Genomic DNA, 17347 nt, shown 5'->3' with positions numbered 1-17347 from the left:
GGGCTACTGGCCGCCGTCCGGCCGGTATTCTTCGCGGATCACCCCTTCCAGGTCTTTCCACGGCAGCGTCAGGGTGGGCTGGCCCATCACATAGGGGGCGATGGAATAGACGTCGTAATGCAGCACTAGGCCCTTGCGGGTGAGCCGGAAGTCGCTGCTCTCCTGGAACGGCCAGGCCTGGCGGAAGTCCTCGTCGGAATCCACTTCCTTTTCCAGCCAGCGTTCGTGGGCGCGGCGCGCGGCCGCTTCGAAGGCGTCTTCCTGGCCCGGGTTAATCACCTGCCCCAGGGACACCGGGCGGTGCGCGGCCAGATCCCAGTTCAGCCAGCGTGTCACCGGCAGGCCATGGGCACCGCCGGTGAATTCGTAGCTGTCGATGGCCACCGTCAGCAGGTCCTTCCAGCGGCCCAGCTGGCGGCTTTCACCGCTGAGCTCCCAGCCCCGGGCACCGTCGCCGGGAATCCCGGCGGCGGTGGTGAGAAAGCGGTCGGCGGCCTCTTCCAGGGTTTTCGGCGGGGCCCCCTGGTCCTCGCCGTTACCGCTCAGCTGCCGGATCATGCGGCGGCGCACCGCCTGGTTCAGCTCCGGGTGGCCTTCGTAGAGCTTCAGGTCCACGGCCACTTTGGCGCAGTCGTCGCCGCTGCAGTTGTCGGCGCGGCGGCGCAGGGTTTCCTCGCGGGTTTCCAGCTTGCCCTCGGGCGCCGCCGTTGCCGGCGGCTCGCTCTGCTGCGCGGCGCCGTTATCGGCCGGAGCCGGCTGCTTCTCGCCTTCGGGTTGCTCCGGGCCGTTGTCACAGGCGCTCAGGGCCAGCAGCGCGGCCAGCGCGCCGGCTCGTAACCAGGGGGATAATACGTTGCAGCGGCGTTCCGGCATGACAGCTTCCTGAGTGAGTGGCGGGTCCGTCGTGGACAGCCACCGAGCATGCCCTGATTGCCCGTTACCGGGCAACCCGGGAAGCCGTGCCGAAACCGTTTTCAGTCCACTTTTTCGAAATAGCCGAGCAGGCGCAGGGCGGCGATCTTGTCGCCGTCGATATCCAGGTCGTCGCCGGCCAGGGCGGTCACCGCGCTGCGGTTGCCGGCGGCGATCGCCTTCCAGACCGGTTCGCGGGTGTGCAGCACCGCCACGGTGTCTTCCGCCAGGCCCGGGCGCACCTGGGCCACGCCCCGGCGGATTTCCAGGGTGAAGCGTCGGTCGCTGTCGGCGAACTGGAAGCCGAGCTTCTCGTGCACATCGAGGGTGTCTTCCGCCTTCAGGAAGGCCGGCATGGCGGCCAGGAAGTTGTCGATCGGCAGGGTGTCGAGAAAGCCTTCCGGTGGCTCGGTGCGGAAGCCGGGGTTCAGACCGTCCGCTTCTTCCCGGGCGGCGGTGAAGTAGTAGTTGCGGGCGTTGGGGTTGGCTTCCACCTCGCCCAGCCGGCGCAGGGCTTCGGCGCGCAGCTGATTGACCGCGTCGTCGTCCGGGCGCAGCGCGCGCAGGTGGTCGCTGAGGCTGAGCGCCCACTGGGCGTCGCCCTGCTCCAGGGCGGCGCGGGCCTTGTCCGCCAGGGCCTGCTCGCCGCCGGCCAGCTCGGCCATGTGGCGCGCCTGCTGCTCGCCGGGCAGCGGCTGCAGGGTGCTGGGGTTACCGTCGAACCAGCCCAGGTAGCCGTCGAACACCGAGCGCACCGACCAGCTCACCTTGCCGTAGAACTCCTGCAGCCAGGGGCTTTCCGCCAGATGCGGCGGCAGCTGCACGCGCTCGACGATCTGATCGGGGGTCAGGCCCTTGTTCATGTGGCGCAGGGTCTGGTCGTGCACGTACTGGATCGCGTCGCGGTAATCGGTGAGGGTGTCGTGGATGCGCTCGCGGCCGCTCAGCGGACGGGTGTGGCTGGGCACCAGGAACGCGGCGTCCAGGGCGCGGATCTTGTCCAGGCTGGCGGCCCACTTCTGCACGTCCCGGTAATAGGTGCCGCGGATGGTGTAGAGGTTGGGGAAGGTCTGATAGATGTTGTCGCCGCTGAGCACCACCTTCTTCTCCGGCAGCCATACGAACAGCTGATCCTCGGTCTCGCCGGGGGCGTGCACCAGTTCCAGCTTGATGCCGGCGATGGTGGTTTCCAGGCGCTCATCCACGGTGTGGTCCGGCGGCAGGGCGAACAGCGTGCTCTCTTCGCTGACGCCCAGATGGGGGCCGATGCCGTCGTTGATGCGCTCGCCCTCGGGCAGATGGTGGCCGAACATGCGCATGGAGCGCGTGGTGATGATCGGCCGGATCTGATTCACCACCCGGTTGATGTAATAGCCGGTGCTCTGGTGGGCGTACACCGGCACCTCGCCGGGGGCGGCGAAGGCCCGCGCGCCGAACACATGGTCGGCGTGGTTGTGGGTGTAGATGATCGCCGCGATCGGCTTGTCGGTGATCTCGCGGAAGGCGGCCAGCACCGCTTCCCCTTCCGCCACCGTTTCCATGGTGTCGACGATAATGATGCCGTCGTCGCCTTCCAGCATAATGGAATTGGCGAGGCCGAAGCCCACCGCCACGTGAACGCCGTCGGTGACTTCCACCACCTCTTTCTCGAACAGCTTGCTGTGTTCGCGCAGCGCGTCGGGGGCCGGGGTGGCCCGAGGTTCGGGGGCGGAGCTGTCGCCGCAGGCGGCCAGGGCGGCCGCGCCGACCGCCATAACAAAAAACAGAACCGGGTATCGCATGGAATCTTGTCCTTATTCTGAGAGTGCCAGGCAGGCTAGCGCCGCCGGGCCGGGCCACCAAGGTGGCAAGCGGCCACCGGCTGGTGGCCGCTGACCATGGCGCCGTTCACCGCCACCACCGTGGCCGCCTGGCCGCTGGCTGTGCTCGACACCCTGGCGCGCCGGGGCCTGGACGGCGACCTGGCGCTGCGTGAAGCGGGCCTGGAGCGCGCCTGGCTGACCGCCAACCCCGGTGGCCGGGTGACCGTGGCGGCGATGGGCCGGCTGTGGGCCGCCGCCGAGCGGCTCAGCGGTGACCCGGCCATCGGCTTGTACGTGGGCCTGGCGGCGCAGCCCATGCACCTGCGGATACTCGGCCTGCTGGTGCAGACCGCCCCGAGCCTGGACCACGTGATCGACTTCGCGGTGCGCTTTCAGGCGCTGGTCTCCAACAGCGTCACGGTGTCCCGGGTGCACCGGCCCGGCGCCGAGGGGCTGGCGATCCGGCCGCTGGACGGCACGCCGGTGCACCCCTGCGCCCTGGACGCCTTTATCGCCGCCCATGTCCAGCACCTGCTCCGGGTGGCGCCGGCCGGCGCGGTCACCGAAGTGGCGCTGCGCCGTTCCGAGCCGGCGGACCCGCGCCCCTGGCAGGCCAGGCTGTGCCGACAGGTGGTGTTCGGCGCCGACGCCGACGTGGTCTGGCACGACCGGGCGCGGCTGCACACGCCCCTGCCCCTGGGCGACGACGGCCTCTCCCGGCAGCACCAGCAACTGGCCGAGCAGGCGCTGGCGGAGCTCGACCGCTCGCCGCCGCTGGTCCAGACCCTGCGCGGCCTGCTGCGGGTGCGCCCCGGCGGGCCGCCCACCCTGGGCGAGCTGGCCGCGGCGGTGAACCTGAGTGAGCGCTCGCTGCGCCGCCATCTGGCCGAAGCCGGCAGCGGCTACCGCCGTCTTATCGAGGAGCACAGCGCCGAGCGGGCCGCCGCCCTGCTGCGCAGCAGCGAGCGCTCGGTGGCGGAGGTGGCCGACCAGCTGGGGTTCTCCGACGCCAGCAATTTCAGCAAGGCCTTCAAGCGCTGGTACGGCGTCAGCCCGGACCGCTTCCGGCAGCGCTGACGCCCGGTTTTCAGAGCTGACGCCCTGTTTTGCACAATTTTTCCCCGCTCTGCCTTGCCAGCGGCAATACTGCCTCCATGTACACGGGTAACTCGAAAAAATCATGGAGCGAATAACGATGCGACAGTCATTGCTTCTGGCGGCGACCCTGATGATGGTCACCACCGCCACCAGCTGGGCACAGAGCACCACCGAGGGAACGCCCAACATCAAGCAGCCGGATCAGGAAAACGTCTCCGCGCAGATGCGTGACACCTGGGAGGCCTTCAAGAACTTCTCCGTGGAGCAGAAGAACGAAGCGGTGGAGATGGCCCGCCGGGCGCTGGCCAACCTGGATGAGGAAATTGATGAAGCCCAGAAAGAGATCGATCGGGGCTGGCAGAACCTGTCCCAGGAGGCGCGCCTGGAAAAGCAGGAAACCCTCAGCGAGCTGAAGGACGAGCGTGAGGAACTGCAGGCCGAATACCAGGAACTGCAGGCCGCCAGCGCCGATAATTGGGAAGAAGCCAAGCAGCGTTTCGGCAGCGCCTGGCAATCCACCAAGCAGGCCTGGCGCGACCTGACCGCCCCCAGCCCGGACGCCGATACTCAATAGCCTGGCGATCCTTGTGCGAGCGGGCCCTGCCCGCGAAAGGCAAGCTCCGCTTGCCGGCAGGATCCCAGAGACCTTGTTTATACCGCCGTTAGAGAGGTCTCTAGTATCCCGCCGGGTGGCTAGAAGCCACCCTTTCGCGGGCAGGGCCCGCTCCCACAAATGCCGCTCCTACAAGTCAGACGTCCGCGAAATGCTCGCCGCCGCGCAGCCAGCGGCGCAGCAGGCGCTCCACGCGGTCGGGGTATTGCTCTAGCAATGCCGCCGCCACCTCCCGGGCCGGCGCCATGAGCGCCTCGTCGCGTACCAGGTCGGCGATGCGGAACGCCAGGTCGCCGGTCTGGCGGGTGCCGAGCCACTCGCCGGGGCCGCGTAATTTCAGGTCTTCCTCGGCGATCACGAAGCCGTCACTGGTGTCGCGCATCACCGCCAGGCGCTTCTTGGCGGTGAACGACAGTGGCGTCTGATAGAGCAGCAGGCAGTAGCTCTGCTCGCCGCCGCGCCCCACGCGGCCGCGCAGCTGGTGCAATTGCGCCAGCCCCAGCCGTTCCGCGTTTTCCATCACCATCAGGGTAGCGTTGGGCACGTCCACGCCCACCTCGATCACGGTGGTGGCTACAAGCAGCTGCGCTTCGCCGCTGGAAAAACGGGCCATCCGCTCGGCTTTCTCCTTGGCTTTCATGCGCCCGTGCACCAGTTCCACGGTGAGTTCCGGCAGCGCGTCCTGCAGGGTTTCGAAGGTGGCTTCGGCGGCCTGGGCCTGCAGTTCGTCGGATTCCTCGATCAGGGTGCACACCCAGTAGGCCTGGGTGCCCTCCTGGCAGGCGGCGCGGATGCGCGCCACCACGTCGTCACGGCGCGAGGTGGGCAGCGCCAGGGTCTGGATCGGCTTGCGGCCCGGCGGCATTTCGTCGATCACCGAGGTGTCCAGGTCGCCGTACACGCTCATTGCCAGAGTGCGCGGAATCGGCGTGGCGGTGAGCGTGAGCTGGTGTGGCACCTGGTTGCCGAAGCGACCTTTTTCGCGCAGCGCCAGCCGCTGCTGCACGCCGAAACGGTGCTGCTCGTCGATGATGATCAGCCCCAGGCGCTGGAACACCACCGCGTCCTGGAACAGGGCGTGGGTGCCCACCACCAGGGCGCCGCGGCCTTCGGCCAGGGCCGCCAGGGTCTCCCGGCGCGCCTTGGCGCCGACGCTGCCGGCCAGCCAGTGCACGTCGATGCCCAGCGGCGCCAGCCAGTGGCGGAAATTGGCCAGGTGCTGCTCGGCGAGCAGTTCCGTGGGCGCCATCAACGCCACCTGGTAGCCGGATTCGATCGCCACCAGGGCGGCGGCGGCGGCCACCAGGGTTTTGCCGGAGCCCACGTCCCCCTGGATCAGGCGCAGCATCGGGTGCTGGCGGGCCAGGTCGGCGCGGATCTCCCCGATCACCCTCTGCTGGGCGCCGGTGAGCTGGAACGGCAGCGCCTGGAGCAGCTTGCCGGTGAGGGCCTCGCCGCTCAGCACCGGCGCCGACAGCGCCTTCTGGCCGGCCCGTTTGGCCAGCATGCCCAACTGGTGGGCGACCATCTCTTCCATCACCAGGCGCTTCACCGCCGGGTGTTTGCCGTCCAGCAGCAGGTCCACCGGGTCGTCCGGTTGCGGGTGATGCAGCTTGGTGAGGGCCTGGGCCAGGCCGGGCAGGCCGCTCTGATCCAGCAGTTGCCGGGGGATCAACTCTTCCGGCGCATGGGTCTGTAGCCACTGCAGGCCCTGGGCGGCGAGATTGCGCAGCAGCTTCTGGCTGACCCCTTCGGTGGTCGGGTAGACCGGCGTCAGGGCTTTTTCCAGCGGTGGGATATCCGGGCCGGACTGGTATTCCGGATGGTAGAACTCCAGGCCGGCGGCGCCGGGGCGGGGCTCGCCGTAGACGCGGATGCGGCGGCCTTTTTCCAGCGCGTTCTTCTGCGCCGCGCTGAAGTGATAAAAGCGCAGCGCCACCAGGCCGGTGCCGTCGGCCACCTTGCACAGCAGCGAGCGGCGTTTGCCGAACACCACGTCGGCGGCCATCACCTCGCCTTCGATCACCACGCCCTGTTCCGGGCGCAGGCTGCCGATGGGGGTGATGCGGGTGCGGTCTTCGTAGCGGAACGGCAGATGGAAGAGCACATCTTCCAGGGTCGCCAGCCCGAGCCGGGCCAGCCGTTCCGCCGCCCGGGGGCCGACACCCTTAAGACGGGTAATGTCGATCGTCTCCAGGGCGGCGGGCGGGCTCATATCAGGCGGCGAGGCCCTCGCGGGGCACCGCGTGGCGCAGCACTTCGATGGCCTTGGGGCGCGGGAAGCTGTCGCGCCACACCAGGGCAATGGTGCGTGACGGCACCGGCGCCGCGAACGGGCGCACCGCGAAGGTGCTCTTGTCGTAGCCGTGCTGGTAGAGCGCGGAGTTGGGCAACACGGTGATGCCGAGACCGGAGGCGACCATGTGGCGCAGGGTTTCCAGCGAGCCGCCTTCGATCTGTACCAGGTTGCGCTGGCGCTCGGAATCGATCGCCGGGCACAGCTCCAGCACCTGGTCGCGGAAGCAGTGGCCTTCGCCGAGCAGCAGCAGGGTCTCGTCGAGCATCTGTTCCGGCTGGATCTGCTTCTGCTTGGTCCAGGGGTGGTCGCCGGGCAGCAGCACCGAGAAGGACTCCTCGTACATCTGCGCGCGCACCAGGCCGCCGCCGGAGAATGGCAGCGCCACGATGATGGCGTCCAGCTCGCCACGGTCGAGCTTGCCACGCAGCACATGGGTGTAGTTTTCTTCGATAAACAGCGGCATGTCCGGCGCTTCCGCCCGCACCCGCGGTATCATGGTGGGGAACAGGTACGGCGCCACGGTGAAGATGGCGCCCACCCGCAGCGGCGAGCCCAGCTGATCGCGCTGGCTCATGGCCATCTGCTCGAGCAGGTCGGCCTGCTCCAGCACCCGCTGGGCCTGGGCGATAATCGGCTCCGCCTGGGGGGTGACCACCACCTCCCGGGGGCGCCGTTCGAACAATGGCATGCCGAGCTGCTCTTCCAGCTTTTTGATCGCCGCGCTCAGCGTCGGCTGGCTGACGTTGCAGACCTGGGCGGCGTGGCCGAAATGACGTTCCCGGGCCAGTGCGACCAGATAGCGCAGTTCTGTTAGTGTCATAAGCGTAAAAACTTTTTTCGATGATAGGCCATTGTGCCGGACTCAAAGACTATGAGCCATATTCTAATTGCCGGTCTCGGCGACCTGGGCCGCGGCCTGGCGGAAAACCTGCTGGCCGCCGGCCACCGCGTCAGCGGCATACGCCGGGGCAGCGACGCCCCCAGCGGCGTGGACCTGTACAGCCAGGACCTGCTCGACGGCGCCCGCCTGCTGCCGCCGGACCGGGTCGACCTGCTGGTGATCATCATGACCCCCAGTGAGTACTCGGAGGAAGGGTACCTGAAAGCCTATGTGCGCGCGCCGCTCAATCTGCTCGACGCGCTGGCCGAACAGCAGCCCCTGCCGCCGATTCTGTTCGTCTCCAGCAGCGCCGTGTTCGGTGACCTGGAAGGCGACGTGGACGAGACCACACCGCCGGCGCCGACCCGCTATAACGGCAAGGTGGTGCTGGCCGCCGAGCAGGAGATCAGCACCCGTGGCCTGACCACGGTGGTACGGTTCAGCGGCATCTACGGCCCCGGCCGCAACCGCCTGCTCACCAAGGTGGCGCGCATGGCGGGCGGCGACGAGCCGCTGCCGGAAGCGAAATGGAGCAACCGCATCCACCGCGACGACTGCGTCGGCCTGCTGGGCAATCTGGTGGGGCGCTGGCTGTCCGGCGAGACGGTGCCGCCGCTGGTGGTGGGCACCGACAACAGCCCGGCCAGCAACCTGGACGTGTACCAGTGGCTGGCGCAGCAGCAGGGTCTGTCGCTGCCGGTGCCGGAGGCCAAGCCAAGCGGCAAGCGCGTCTACAGCCGCTTTATCGCCGACGGCGGCTACACCCTCCGCTACCCCGACTTCCGCGCGGGCTACGCCACGCTCTTGTAGGAGCGGGCCCAGCCCGCGAAAGGGAGCGAAGCTCCCGGCAGGATCCCAGAGAGGCTGTTTATTCCGCCGTTTGAAAAGTCTCTGGGATCCCGCCGGGTGGCTAAAAGCCACCCTTTCGCGGGCCCGGCCCGCTCCCACAAGGCGAATGGCCAAGCACAAAAAAGCCGGGCAAGGGCCCGGCCTGTGTCGAGGAGGTGTCGGCGTGGTCAGGCCACGCGCTGGTACTGGGTGCTGCAGGAGGACACCGCGGACTGGATGCGCTCGTCGTCCTTGCCTTTGCTGGCGATGTCGGACAGCGAGATCACGCCCACCAGGCTTTTGCTGTCCCGGTCGTCCAGCACGATCAAACGCTGCACCTGCTGCTCCTGCATGTTGGCGGCCACGTCGGCGACGTCGTCGTCCTGGAAGCAGTACAGCACCAGACCGGTCATGCAATCCTTCACCGGCGTGTCCGGACCTTTGCTTTCCGACAGGGCGCGGATCACCAGGTCCCGGTCGGTGGTGATGCCCACCAGGCGGTCGTGCTCCGCGATCGGCAGCACGCCCACATGGAGGTCGCGCATCATTTTGGCGGCGTCTTCCACGCTGGCATCGGTATTCAGGGTGCGGGGGGATTCGCTCATTACGTCCTGTACTTTCATAGCCATAACTCCTTCTATTGCGACTGCTTTGCTGCAAATGCCTTTCGGCCGGCGCCGCGAATCCTTGCCGGCGCCGGAATGCAGCATCACAAACGGTGCCGCCGGTGGGCAAATCCCTATGAGAACGATTGCTGATAATCACCCCTTGTTCATGCCGGGGGCTTATAAGGGGACGGATTCACCGGCACTGGGCCTCGCCGCCCGGCTGCGGTATTGTTGGCGCCTTCGCCCGGCTTCCGGCGGCTCCAGGCCGTTGGTCCCCTTGTGCCGGGCGGTGGAATCGGTAGAGTGTGCGCCCTTGAAAGTGGCCTCCGCACGGGAGTGAAGCAATGACGGTATCGGTAGCGGTTGTAATGGGGTCCCAGTCCGACTGGGAGACCATGAAAGAGGCTTGCGACGCCCTCACCCAGTTCGGTGTGAGCTGGAAGGCGGAGGTGGTGTCCGCCCACCGTACCCCGCAACGCATGTACGACTTCGCCAAGAGCGCGGCGGATCAGGGTTACAAGGTGATCATCGCCGGCGCCGGCGGCGCCGCCCACCTGCCCGGCATGATCGCCGCCATGACGCCGCTTCCGGTGCTGGGCGTGCCGGTGCAGAGCCGCTCGTTGTCCGGCCTGGACAGCCTGCTGTCGATCGTGCAGATGCCCAAGGGCGTGGCCGTGGGCACCTTGGCCATCGGTTCCGCCGGCGCCTACAACGCCGGCCTGCTGGCGGCGCAGATGCTGGGCAGCGACGACCCGGCCCTGCAGAAACGGATCGCCGACTGGAAAGCGGCCCGCGCCGATCAGGTGCTGGCGGACGCGGAACTGGGTCAGGGGTAAGCGCGGCATGAATCGTGTACTGGTACTCGGCGGTGGCCAGCTCGGCCTGATGATGGCGGAGGCCGCCGCCCGCCTGGGCCTGGTGGTGGACCGTTACGACCCGGAGCGCGCCCTGCTGCTGCCCGGCACCTCCGATCTGGCGGTGCCGATCACCTGGGAAGAGTGCCTGGAGCGCTACCCGGTGGTCACCGTGGAGCGCGAGGCGTTCCCCGACAGCGGTCTGTCCGCGCGGCTGGCGGCCAGTGACCGCTGCGTGGCGCGCGGCGCCCTGGCGGTGATCCCGGACCGCTACACGCAGAAATCAATGCTCGATGAATTGGGCATCGCCACCGCCCCCTGGCGCAACCTGGACCGGGTAGAGGATCTGGCGGACGCCGCCGCCGAGTTCGGCGGGGTGGTGGTGAAGGCGCGCAGCGGCGGCTACGACGGCCGCGGCACCTGGATCGTCGGCGACGGCGGCGACCTGTCCGCGGTGCCGGCGGAAGAGCTGGCCGGGCGCGCCATCGTCGAGAAGAAGATTCCGTTCCGTCGCGAGCTGTCCATCGTCGGCGCCCGCAACCCGGCCGGCGAGACCCTGTTCTACCCGCTCACCCGCAACTGGCACGTGGACGGCATCCTGCGCCTGAGCCTGGCGCCGGCCAACGCCAGCGCCGCGCTGCAGCCGGAGGCGGAGAACATCCTGCGGCGAATCATGGAAAAGCTGGATTACGCCGGCGTCATGGCGGTGGAGTTCTTCGAGGAAGACGGCCGTCTGCTGGTCAACGAGATTGCGCCCCGGGTGCACAACTCCGGCCACTGGACCCACGAGGGCGCCGACTGGTCGCAGTTCGATCTGCACGTGCACGCCCTGGCCGGCGTACCGCTGCACTCGCTCAACGTGCACGGCCCCAGCGCCATGGTGAACCTGATCGGCACGCCCTTTGATCAGGCCTGGCTGCAGCACCCCGGTGTGGTCCACTGGTACGGCAAGAGCGTGCGCCCGGGCCGCAAGGTGGGCCACGCCAACCTGGTGGCGCCGACCCTGGAAGGTCTGCGCAAAGGCTTGAACGCCTGGGCCGACGTGCTGCCGGAAGGCTTCGAGGCGATCCTCGACTCGGAGCTGGCGCTGGACTGAGCGTGTGCCGTCGCTCCGCTGCAAAGAAAACGCCCCGCGAATGCGGGGCGTTGTCGTTTACGGCGTCGGAAAGCCCTTACGGGGGGGTGGTGCAAGCCGGCACGCCGGAACGGTCGGTGGTGGTGAACTGGCAGCCGAAGTCGTCGGCGGCCACCGTGGCCGGATCGAGGAAGTCGTCGCCGGCCGGTTTAGGGCCGCCCTGCTCCCAGGCCACCATGTCCTCGAAGGCGTTGATCTGTTCCTCCGCGGTGTAGTCGCAGTGGCCCGGTGAGCGGATCGCCCGCTGCACCAGCCAGGTGTCGTTGCCGTTGGCCTCGGCCCGCTCGCGGTAGATCTGGCCGTGGCGGAAGGGCACGTAAAAGTCACCCAGCCCTTGCAGGCTGACCACCGGAATGTTGAATTCCCCGTTGATCACCGGAATCCAGCGCAGACCGTCGTTGCGCAGGCCGTTGGCGGACGGATTACTCTCCACGCGCAGAATGGTGTCGTTGAAGGCCTGTTCCTCGGTGCTAAGCGGCGGGAAGTTGTCGAACTGGTAGGTGACGCCGGCGTTGCCGGTCAGGTCCCGGGCCAGAATGCCGTTGACGGTGCCGTCGCGGCCGCCGGTGCCCATCACCACATGCCAGTAGTAGGTGGTGAAACCGATGTCGGCCACCGGGCGTTCGCCGCCGGAGAGATTCCGCATCAGCGCCTGGAACTGTTCCCCCTCGGCGGTGGGCACACCAAGCGAGCCGGTCGGATTGTCCGTCGACGGCGGGATCGGCGGTATCGTCCAGATCACCGAGTTGATGGCGCCGGCATCGAAATTGGTGGCCGGGATACCGGTCAGCGGCGGTGCGTCGGGGTTTTTCATATGCGCGAAGTGCTGCGCCGCCATGGTCGCCTGGGTGAGGTATTCAAACTCGAAGGTGTCGCCCACCACGCCGCACATGGGCACGGCGCCGTGGTACTGCACCGGGTTGTTGGCGGTGGCCAGGGTTTCGTCCTCGATGGCGGCGGCGGTGACATGGCCGCCCATGGAGTGGCCGATAATGTAGAGGCGGTCCGGGTCGGTGAGGCCGGTGATGTCGGTGAACGCCAGCGCCAGTTCGTTGGTGTCCTCGACGCCGGTGCGCACGTCGTAGAAGTTGGTGGAGTAGCTGGAGGCGGCCCAGGCGTAGCCGTTATCCAGCAGCCACTGGCGAATGCTGGGGTTGCCGACGGTGAGTTCGGAACCCTCGCCCCGGTAGCCGTGGGCGTACATCACCAGGCGGCCGTTCCAGGCGGCCGGAACCTCAATGCGGTAGCTGGCGCCGTTGGGGCGGATGCCGGACCACTGTTCGGCGTCATCGTGGCCGGTGACGCCGCCTTCCGCGTCGAAGGCGGCGGCCTGGGTTTCGCTGGCTGTGAAAGTGCGGGTGTCCTGGACGCGCGCCGGTTGTGACGGCTCGCCGACGCCGGAGCTGCTGCTGTCGCCGCCGCAGCCGGCCAGCAACCCGGCGCTCAGCAGGCCGGCCAGAAGCCCGATCCTGGGTATTGTGAAATGAGTGCTCATTGCTGCTCTCCCTGTTTTATTGGAATTGTGGGTCTTTTGTTCTTTGTGTTTCGCTATGCGAAATAGTTTTCTAAAAGAAAGCAGCGGTTAATATCCGCCCGATGAATAAAAGCTGTCAATAACCTGAGAGGCCGAACGGGGAATTTGAGAGGTGGTCGTGAAGGAGCCTTGTGGGCGCTTGCCGGGTGGCTGAAAGCCACCCTTTCGCGGGCTGGGCCCGCTCAGGCCCAGCCCGAACCGTCAGGGTTAGAAGTCGACGCGCTGCAGCACCAGGTCGGTGACCTGGACGGTGCCGGCGGGGGTCTGGTCGAAGGCCAGCTCGATGGCGTTGAGGTTGGTGAAATCCACACCTTCGAACGCGGTCAGCGGAATGTCCACGGCGTTGAGCGTGGTCTTCTGCGAACCGTGGTTGGTCTCGTCGTAGAATTCCCGGCCCGGCGGGTAGAACAGGCTTTCGGTGTAGTCGCTGGCCAGGGCGGACACGCGGTTGCCGTCCATGTCCTCAAGGATCACCTGGAAGTCCTGGCCGGCGGTGTTGTCGGCGTCGCCGTGGGACACGCCCACGCGCACCGACAGCACCTGGTAGTCGACCGCGTTCACGCCCAGCAATTCGGAACGGTAGGTGGCCGCGGTGTCCCAGGCCATGAACAGCTGCTCGGCGATGTTGAAGGTGGGGGTGGCCACGTCGCAGCCCTCGCCGGGCCGGCCGTTGGTCTGGCAGATGCCGAACGAGGAGAAGCCGTCGAAGCGCACCGCGCCGCCCAGGTTGTTGGTGGTCAGGCTGGCCGGGTCCAGGGTGTCGTCGATCACCAGGCGGTCCGCCGCCGGGGCGTGGATGCTCAGCAGATAGCGGTCGTCGCAGGGGCCGGTGCCGTCCGGGCAGGTGTTGCCGGGCACCGAGGTCTGGCCGTTCCAGTAGGCGCCGAATTCCTGTTCGCCGCCGATGAAGTAGCGGAAGAACGAGGCGATGAAGAACAGGCCCTGGGCCTGCTGCACTTCCGGCGTGTCGCGGCCGTTACCGGCGGCGTTCTCGCCGCACCAGGGGTCGTCGCCGTCGCTGTCGAGAATGGTCCAGTCGTCCGGGCGGGTGTCGGTGGTCCAGACCGTGTTGTAGTAGTTGTGGTTGGCGCCCATGGGAATCAGCTGGAACTTGGGATAGGGGTCGTTATCCACGGCGTAGCGGCTGGTGTCGTAGGCGAAGTTGCCCATCAGATCTTCCACATCGCCGTCGCAGTAGCCGGCCAGGGCCAGGAAGGTGACGTTGCTGACCGTCTGGGTGTTGTAGTCGGTGGGCGCCAGCGAGAACACCGCGGTGATGTTGTGCGGCTCGGGCTGGTTGCGGTTGTAGATCACGGTCTGATTCACGCCTTCACCGCCGCGGGAGTGGCCCATGATGCCGATTTCGCTCATGTCCAGTTTGCCGGTCAGCATGTCCAGGCTGTTGCCGCCGGAGGCGTTGATGGTGCGGAATTCGTCCAGGTGACGCACCACCAGCATGGACCGGGCGAGTGCCCCGGTGTCGCCGTTGCTGGGGCCGCTGTCGTTATCGTTGATGTCGTTGGCGTCCACGGAAATCACCGCGTAGCCGTGGCTGGCCAGATTGCGGGAGATGTATTCGTAACCCCGGTAGCTGGGGATCGGGTTGGCACAATCGTCGTCGTCGATCCCCCAGCCGTCGTAGCAGGTGCCGTGGCGGCCGTGCAGGAAAAGCACCACCGGGAAGGGGCCGGTCTGACCCTCGGGGTACTGGATGTAGCCGTGGATGTCGGTGTCGTAGCTGTCCCCGTTTTTGTTGTCCATGACGGTCATGCGGCCGAAGTTGTATTCCTCTTCGGCGACGGTGAACGGACCGGCGGTGGAGGGGTCCGCTGCCACGCCGGTGCTTACGGCGTCCGGGGTGGTCTTGGCGTCGGGTGTGTCTTCCACGTAGGAGGATGAAGAGTCGCCTCCGCAGCCGGCAAGGAACAGAAAGGCCGACAGGAAGACCAGACCCAGCCCGTTTCCGGGCAGAGAACGAAAGGTGCTGCTCATAATGTTTTCCCCTTGAAGGTAAGGCGGCAAGTGTCCAATCAGGACGGGCGTACTCAGGCAAGTTGAGTGCCACCGGCCTTGCGGGAAGGCATTTGAGTTTACTTAATTGATGTAAAAGTGATTGTTTTTATAGGGGTATTTTTAATTGTAAAAAGCGTTGGGAGAGTGAAGATCAGGTGATGAAAGCGTCCGTTGCGGGACGATCCGTACCGTTCCAGGCACAAAAAAAGGGCGCCGGTGGGGCGCCCTCTGGCGTCGTTTTGGTGCGCGGCGCCGGTCAGGCGATATCCATCACCGCGTCCATTTCCACCTCGGCGCCCTTGGGCAGGGCGGCCACGCCGATGGCGGCACGGGCCGGGTAGGGCTCCTGGAAGTATTCTTTCATGATCTCGTTGACCAGATTGAAATGGCTCAGGTCGGTGAGAAAGATGTTCAGTTTGACGATGTCGTGCAGGGCGCCCCCGGCCGCGTCACAGACCGCGCTGAGGTTATCGAAGACACGCCGTACCTGGGCGTCCATGCCGCCGCCGACCAGTTCCATGGTGGCCGGGTCCAGCGGGATCTGGCCGGACAGGTAGACGGTGGAGCCGGCCTTGATGGCCTGGGAGTAGGGACCGATGGCGGCGGGCGCCCGGTCGGTTTTGATCACGGAACGATTGGACATGCTGCTGTTTCCTTCAGGCACTGATGCGGTGAATCCTCACAACATTGTCCACGGTGCGCAACCGCTTGATGATGCGCGCCAGGTGGACCCGGTGTTTCACGGTGAGGGTGACGTTGATGATCGACAGGGTGGGGTCTTTGCCGGCCATGTCGATGGTGTCGATGTTGGAGCCCAGCTCGGAGACCACGTTGGCCAGGGTCGCCAGCACGCCGCGTTTGTTGACCAGCTCGATGCGCAGCGCGGCGGTGAATTCCTGCTCCACGTCCTTGTCCCAGTTCAGTGGAATGCATTTTTCCGGCGCGTCGCGCATTTCCGCGAGCAGATTCTTGCAGGTGTCGCGGTGCACCACGATGCCCTTGCCGGCGCTCAGGTGGCCGATCACGGTGTCGCCGGGCAGCGGGTAGCAGCATTTGGCGTAGGTCACCATCAGCCCTTCGCTGCCGCGAATCGCCAGGGGCAGGCGGTCGTCCTCCGGGTCGCGGTTCTCGCCACGGGCACCGGCCAGCTTGCGCGCCACCAGCGGCGCCAGCCGGTTGCCCATGCCGATGTCCTCGAGCAGTTCGTCCACGGTGCCGTAGTGGTTGTTGTTCAGTTCCTGTTGCAGGGTTTTTTCCGATAACAGCGACAGATCCAGCTGGTAGGGGATCAGCGCTTTCTCCAGCAGCCGCTGGCCCAGCTCGGCGGCGTCCTCGCGGCGCTGCTGCTTGAGGAAGTGGCGAATGTTGGAGCGCGCCTTGCCGGTCACCACGAAATTCAGCCAGCCCGGGTTGGGGGTGGCGTTGGGGGCGGTGATGATCTTCACCGTCTGCCCGGATTCCAGCGGCGTGGACAGCGCCGCCAGCTTGCCGTCGATGCGCGCCGCCACGCAGCGGGTGCCCACCTTGGTGTGCACCGCGTAGGCGAAGTCCACCGGCGTGGCGCCGGCGGGCAGTTCCTTGATGTCGCCCTTGGGCGTGAACACGTAGGCCTCGTCCGGGAACAGGTCCACCTTTACGTTCTCGATGAACTCCATGGAGTTGCCGGCTTTCTGCTGGATTTCCAGCAGCCGCTTCATCCAGGACTGGGCCCGTGTGTGGGTGGGCGAGCCGGGCTCGTCGTGGGACTTGTACAGCCAGTGGGCGGCGATGCCGTTGTTGGCCATCGCTTCCATTTCCTCGGTGCGGATCTGAATCTCCAGCGGAATGCCGGAGTGCGCCTTCAGCGTGGTGTGCAGCGACTGATAGCCGTTGGCCTTGGGAATCGCCACGTAATCCTTGAAGCGGCCGGGAATCGGAATGAAGTGATTGTGCACCGCGCCCAGCACCCGGTAGCAGGTGTCCACCCGGTCGACGATGATGCGGAAGCCGAACACGTCCATGATGTCCGCGAACGGCTTATGCTGTTCCTTCATCTTCTGGTAGATGCTGTACAGATGCTTTTCCCGGCCCAGCACCCGGGCCTGGATGCCCTCTTCCTCGAGGCTGCGCTCCAGGCTGGTCTTGATCGAGGAGAGAATCTCACGGCGGTTGCCGCGCGCCGATTGCACCGCCTTGCCGATCAGCCGCGCGCGCATCGGGTGGATATTGTGGAAGGCGAGATCCTCGTACTCCACGCGCATGTTGTACATGCCCAGCCGGAACGCGATCGGCGCGTAGATTTCCAGGGTTTCCGTGGCGATGCGCTTGCGCTTCTCGGCGCGCATCACATGCAGGGTGCGCATGTTGTGCAGACGGTCGGCCAGCTTCACCAGGATCACGCGGATGTCGCGGGTCATGGCCAGCATCATCTTGCGCAGATTCTCGGCCTGCTGCTCCGCTTTCGATTCGAACTTGATCTGGGCGATCTTGGAGACCCCGTCCACCAGCTCGGCGACTTCCTCGCTGAACGCCTCGGCGAGCTGCTCCTTGGAGACGCCGGTGTCCTCGATCACGTCGTGCAGCATGGCCGCCATCAGCGAGGCGTAGTCCATGTGCATGTCCACCAGGATGTTCGCCACCGCCAGCGGATGCGTGATATAGGGATCCCCGCTTCGCCGGTACTGGCCCTCGTGGGCTTTCTCGGCAAAATAGTAGGCGCGAACCACCTGTGAAATTTGCTCTTCCGTCAGGTAGCTGCGTAACCGTTTTTTCAGGTTGTTGATCGAGGGCAA

At 66.5% G+C, this 17347-nt stretch carries 14 protein-coding genes; 5 read left to right on the top strand and 9 right to left on the bottom strand.

Annotated features, from left to right (window positions below; translation table 11 throughout):
- Positions 1–3 precede the first annotated feature (3 nt).
- Together ACMG4O_RS02565 and ACMG4O_RS02560 are read right to left on the bottom strand one after the other, a co-directional pair.
- Positions 4–873, bottom strand: coding sequence for an RsiV family protein (locus ACMG4O_RS02565; protein WP_194856189.1), 870 nt, complete (start codon positions 871–873; stop codon positions 4–6).
- A 101-nt stretch (positions 874–974) separates the two neighbouring features.
- Positions 975–2693, bottom strand: coding sequence for an alkyl sulfatase dimerization domain-containing protein (locus ACMG4O_RS02560; RefSeq protein WP_414434380.1), 1719 nt, complete (start codon positions 2691–2693; stop codon positions 975–977).
- A 96-nt stretch (positions 2694–2789) separates the two neighbouring features.
- On the opposite strand from ACMG4O_RS02560, the gene ACMG4O_RS02555 reads away from it, so the two are divergent.
- Positions 2790–3791 (top strand): AraC family transcriptional regulator ligand-binding domain-containing protein, encoded by a 1002-nt coding sequence (locus ACMG4O_RS02555; RefSeq protein WP_414434379.1) that lies wholly within the window; start codon positions 2790–2792, stop codon positions 3789–3791.
- A gap of 118 nt (positions 3792–3909) precedes the next feature.
- Positions 3910–4386, top strand: a complete 477-nt coding sequence (locus tag ACMG4O_RS02550; protein ID WP_414434378.1) for a hypothetical protein — start codon at positions 3910–3912, stop codon at positions 4384–4386.
- Between the two features lie 175 nt (positions 4387–4561).
- On the opposite strand, the gene recG is transcribed toward ACMG4O_RS02550, so the two are convergent.
- Together recG and ACMG4O_RS02540 are read right to left on the bottom strand one after the other, a co-directional pair.
- Positions 4562–6640, bottom strand: a complete 2079-nt coding sequence (recG, locus tag ACMG4O_RS02545) for an ATP-dependent DNA helicase RecG (RefSeq protein WP_414434377.1) — start codon at positions 6638–6640, stop codon at positions 4562–4564.
- A gap of 1 nt (position 6641) precedes the next feature.
- Positions 6642–7544: a hydrogen peroxide-inducible genes activator gene (locus ACMG4O_RS02540; RefSeq protein ID WP_142947856.1), complete on the bottom strand. Its 903-nt coding sequence runs from the start codon at positions 7542–7544 to the stop codon at positions 6642–6644.
- A 51-nt stretch (positions 7545–7595) separates the two neighbouring features.
- On the opposite strand from ACMG4O_RS02540, the gene ACMG4O_RS02535 reads away from it, so the two are divergent.
- Complete coding sequence (locus ACMG4O_RS02535) at positions 7596–8414, top strand: NAD-dependent epimerase/dehydratase family protein (protein WP_414434376.1); 819 nt, start codon at positions 7596–7598, stop codon at positions 8412–8414.
- A 206-nt stretch (positions 8415–8620) separates the two neighbouring features.
- Here the strand turns inward: ACMG4O_RS02535 and ACMG4O_RS02530 are convergent, their stop codons facing one another.
- Positions 8621–9055 carry a CBS domain-containing protein gene (locus ACMG4O_RS02530; RefSeq protein WP_414434375.1) on the bottom strand — a complete coding sequence of 145 codons (435 nt, stop codon included), beginning with the start codon at positions 9053–9055 and terminating at the stop codon, positions 8621–8623.
- 329 nt (positions 9056–9384) lie between these two features.
- On the opposite strand from ACMG4O_RS02530, the gene purE reads away from it, so the two are divergent.
- On the top strand, positions 9385–9876 hold the full coding sequence (gene purE / locus ACMG4O_RS02525) for a 5-(carboxyamino)imidazole ribonucleotide mutase (protein WP_067610214.1): 492 nt from the start codon (positions 9385–9387) through the stop codon (positions 9874–9876).
- Positions 9877–9883: 7 nt separating this feature from the next.
- A complete protein-coding gene (locus ACMG4O_RS02520; RefSeq protein WP_142947853.1) occupies positions 9884–10990 on the top strand; it encodes a 5-(carboxyamino)imidazole ribonucleotide synthase in 1107 nt (368 codons plus the stop codon).
- 76 nt (positions 10991–11066) lie between these two features.
- Here the strand turns inward: ACMG4O_RS02520 and ACMG4O_RS02515 are convergent, their stop codons facing one another.
- From ACMG4O_RS02515 to ACMG4O_RS02500, 4 genes are all read right to left on the bottom strand, one after another.
- A complete protein-coding gene (locus tag ACMG4O_RS02515; RefSeq protein ID WP_370210147.1) occupies positions 11067–12524 on the bottom strand; it encodes an alpha/beta hydrolase family protein in 1458 nt (485 codons plus the stop codon).
- Between the two features lie 246 nt (positions 12525–12770).
- Positions 12771–14555 (bottom strand): alpha/beta hydrolase, encoded by a 1785-nt coding sequence (locus tag ACMG4O_RS02510; protein ID WP_414434374.1) that lies wholly within the window; start codon positions 14553–14555, stop codon positions 12771–12773.
- A 277-nt stretch (positions 14556–14832) separates the two neighbouring features.
- Positions 14833–15219, bottom strand: coding sequence for a RidA family protein (locus ACMG4O_RS02505; RefSeq protein ID WP_142947850.1), 387 nt, complete (start codon positions 15217–15219; stop codon positions 14833–14835).
- Between the two features lie 13 nt (positions 15220–15232).
- Entirely contained in the window at positions 15233–17347 is a 2115-nt protein-coding gene (locus ACMG4O_RS02500) for a RelA/SpoT family protein (RefSeq protein WP_142947849.1), read from the bottom strand.

The sequence above is a fragment of the Alloalcanivorax venustensis genome, from assembly GCF_047495515.1.
Taxonomy (GTDB): Bacteria; Pseudomonadota; Gammaproteobacteria; order Pseudomonadales; family Alcanivoracaceae; genus Alloalcanivorax; species Alloalcanivorax venustensis.
This window is presented reverse-complemented; position numbering and strand designations above follow the sequence as displayed.

Coding starts and splice junctions, on each gene's coding strand:
- ACMG4O_RS02565 (WP_194856189.1), bottom strand. CDS start 873: ATGCCGGAACGCCGCTGCAACGTATTATCCCCCTGGTTACGAGCCGGC.
- ACMG4O_RS02560 (WP_414434380.1), bottom strand. CDS start 2,693: ATGCGATACCCGGTTCTGTTTTTTGTTATGGCGGTCGGCGCGGCCGCC.
- ACMG4O_RS02555 (WP_414434379.1), top strand. CDS start 2,790: ATGGCGCCGTTCACCGCCACCACCGTGGCCGCCTGGCCGCTGGCTGTG.
- ACMG4O_RS02550 (WP_414434378.1), top strand. CDS start 3,910: ATGCGACAGTCATTGCTTCTGGCGGCGACCCTGATGATGGTCACCACC.
- recG (WP_414434377.1), bottom strand. CDS start 6,640: ATGAGCCCGCCCGCCGCCCTGGAGACGATCGACATTACCCGTCTTAAG.
- ACMG4O_RS02540 (WP_142947856.1), bottom strand. CDS start 7,544: ATGACACTAACAGAACTGCGCTATCTGGTCGCACTGGCCCGGGAACGT.
- ACMG4O_RS02535 (WP_414434376.1), top strand. CDS start 7,596: ATGAGCCATATTCTAATTGCCGGTCTCGGCGACCTGGGCCGCGGCCTG.
- ACMG4O_RS02530 (WP_414434375.1), bottom strand. CDS start 9,055: ATGAAAGTACAGGACGTAATGAGCGAATCCCCCCGCACCCTGAATACC.
- purE (WP_067610214.1), top strand. CDS start 9,385: ATGACGGTATCGGTAGCGGTTGTAATGGGGTCCCAGTCCGACTGGGAG.
- ACMG4O_RS02520 (WP_142947853.1), top strand. CDS start 9,884: ATGAATCGTGTACTGGTACTCGGCGGTGGCCAGCTCGGCCTGATGATG.
- ACMG4O_RS02515 (WP_370210147.1), bottom strand. CDS start 12,524: ATGAGCACTCATTTCACAATACCCAGGATCGGGCTTCTGGCCGGCCTG.
- ACMG4O_RS02510 (WP_414434374.1), bottom strand. CDS start 14,555: ATGAGCAGCACCTTTCGTTCTCTGCCCGGAAACGGGCTGGGTCTGGTC.
- ACMG4O_RS02505 (WP_142947850.1), bottom strand. CDS start 15,219: ATGTCCAATCGTTCCGTGATCAAAACCGACCGGGCGCCCGCCGCCATC.